This is a genomic window from Luteibacter sp. P4_E6 (genome assembly GCF_056401535.1).
The window spans coordinates 1-2,439 of sequence record NZ_JBFUJE010000552.1 but is presented as its reverse complement, the minus strand read 5'-3'; the positions used below and the strand labels follow the sequence as shown (position 1 = coordinate 2,439).

Below are 2,439 nucleotides of genomic sequence, written 5' to 3'. Positions count from 1 at the left end.
GCGTTGAAGGACGCGGGGGCAGCCGGCGCGCCGCCGAACAGGACGCTGCCGAAACGGTGCTGCGCCGCTTGCTGGAAAAGAAATCATGAACGACATCGATATCCCTGAAGAAAACGACGCCATCGTCGACGACGACTTCCGCTGTGGCTACGTCGCCCTGCTTGGTCGGCCCAATGTCGGCAAGTCGACCCTGCTCAACGCCATGATCGGCGTGCGCCTGAGCATCGTCAGTCACCGCCCGCAGACCACGCGACACCGCATTCTCGGCATTTCCACCAAGCCGACAGGGCAGATCCTCTACGTCGATACGCCCGGCATGCATCGCGGTGCCAAACGTGCGATGAACCGTAGCCTCAATCGGGCGGCGCGTACCGCCATTTCCGAGGTGAACCTGGCTGTGCAGGTGATCGAGGCCGGGCGTTGGACCGACGAAGACGCCGCCATGTACGCGGCGATTGCCGAACAGCCGGACGTGCCGARGCTGCTGGCCATCAACAAGGTGGACCTGCAGAAGGACAAGACGATCATGCTGCCGTTCGTCGCCGACCTGATGCAGAAGCATCCGTTCGACGACGTTTATTACGTCAGTGCGCTGAAGTCCAAGGGCCTGGAAGGCCTCGAAAAGGGCATCCTCAAGCGCCTGCCTGAGCAGCCGGCCGTTTACGCCGAGGACGAAATCACCGATCGCAGCGAACGCTTCCTCGCCTCGGAAATGGTGCGCGAACAGCTCATGCTGCGCCTGAACCAGGAGCTCCCGTACGCCACTACCGTGGAAATCGAGGCCTTCCAGGATCGTCCCGACGGCATTGCCGAAGTGCACGCGGTGATCTGGGTCGAGCGCGACGGCCAGAAGGCCATCGTGATCGGCGAAGGCGGTGCCCAGCTCAAGGCCATCGGCACGTCGGCGCGCAAGCAGATGGAGGCCATGTTCGAGCGTAAGGTGTTCCTCAAGCTCTGGGTCAAGGTCCGCGAAGGCTGGGCCGACGATGAGAACCTGCTCAAGCGTTTCGGTTACGAATAAGCCGCCAGGCGCGAGCCGACATGCGCGTCGAACAGCAACCCGCATTCATCCTGCATGCCCGGCCGTACCGGGAAACATCGATGCTGGCCGAATGTCTGACCCGCGATCATGGCCGCATCGGCGTGGTCGCGCGTGGTGTACGGCGCGAGGGTGCGCGCACGCAGCGGGCCCAGCTCGAACCGTTCCAGCGCGTCGAACTCGACCTGCTGATGAAGGGCGAGCTCGCCACACTGCGTAGCGCCGAACCCTCGGGGGCGGTGCTGCGCCTGACGGGCGATGCAGGGCTTGCTGGTCTGTACCTCAATGAGCTGGTCGTTCGTCTGACCGGCCGGCAGGACGCCAATCCGGAGCTCTTTGCGTTCTACGACAGCACATTAAGCCGGATGGCCGCCGGTGAGCCGCTGGCCTGGACACTGCGGCGATTCGAGCGCGACATGCTCGACGCCCTGGGCTACGGCCTCCAGCTCGATATCGATGCGATCGATGGCTCACCGGTGGAACCCGCGCTGGTCTATTTCTACGATCCGGAGTCGGGCGTGCTGCCCGGCCGCGTCGGCGATCAACGCGCTATCCGCGGTGCCGACCTGCTTGCGCTGGCAGCGGATACCCCGCCGGATACCGCCGGGCTCTCGTCGCTCCGCCGCATGATGCGCCATGTGATCTCCTTCCATCTCGGCGGCGGCGAGCTCAAGGCCTGGCGCGTCCTACGCTAAGGCGGTGAGCGTGAGCTCGACTTCCGACTGGAAACGCCGCAGGGCGGCCGGCGATACCCGCCGCGTTTCCATCACGTGGTTTTGCAGGGCCGTTGCCTGGGCGGCCAGACGCGTTGCGCCACAGAACCCGCACGCCGAGCGCAGCCGATGCATCCGTTCGACCAGGGAGGCTGGGTCGTCGGCCAGGGTATCCAGCGCCGGCACGAGCTGAATCAACTCGTCACGGAACAGGTCGCGCAGGGCGTGCATCGTCGCCGCGTCGCCTGTTGCAAGGAGGGCTTCGTCATTGTCGAGCAAGCGGGTATCGCCGCCGACGCCCAGCGTCGCGGTCAGTGCGTTAACGAGCGCGGCAACCCGGCACGGTTTCTCGAGCACGCAGGCGAATCCCGCGTCGATCAGGGCCTGCCGCAGCACCGCGGGCATGTCGGCGCTTGTCGCCATGGCCACGGCGTCGCGCGAGGCGGCGGTGGGATCGTTCCGTAGTGCGGCGAGGACATCGATCGCGCCGCTTGACGGCATGCGGCAATCCAGCAGCATGGCATCGAATCGCATGGCGCGCGCGGCGACGAGTGCCTGCGCGCCGTCCTCCGCCAGCGTGACGATGTACCCCATCGAGGTGAGGGCGCCGCGGAGGAATTCGCGGGTCGAAGGGTCGTCGTCGGCAACGAGTATCTGTGTAGAAAGGCGGTCTGGCATGCAACGTTC

Annotated in this window: 3 protein-coding genes; 2 read left to right on the top strand and 1 reads right to left on the bottom strand. The window is 65.5% G+C overall.

Annotated elements, in window-relative coordinates; genetic code table 11:
* Window positions 1–85: 85 nt before the first annotated feature.
* Window positions 86–1,021, top strand: coding sequence for a GTPase Era (gene era / locus AC1DT2_RS20660; protein WP_477298413.1), 936 nt, complete (start codon window positions 86–88; stop codon window positions 1,019–1,021).
* 20 nt (window positions 1,022–1,041) lie between these two features.
* The gene (gene recO / locus AC1DT2_RS20655; protein WP_477298412.1) at window positions 1,042–1,734 is read left to right on the top strand and encodes a DNA repair protein RecO; all 693 of its coding nucleotides are present in this window, start codon (window positions 1,042–1,044) and stop codon (window positions 1,732–1,734) included.
* Here the strand turns inward: recO and AC1DT2_RS20650 are convergent.
* Window positions 1,726–2,439: response regulator (locus AC1DT2_RS20650; RefSeq protein ID WP_477298411.1), on the bottom strand; the 714-nt coding region annotated here is incomplete at its 5' end. The genes recO and AC1DT2_RS20650 overlap by 9 nt on opposite strands.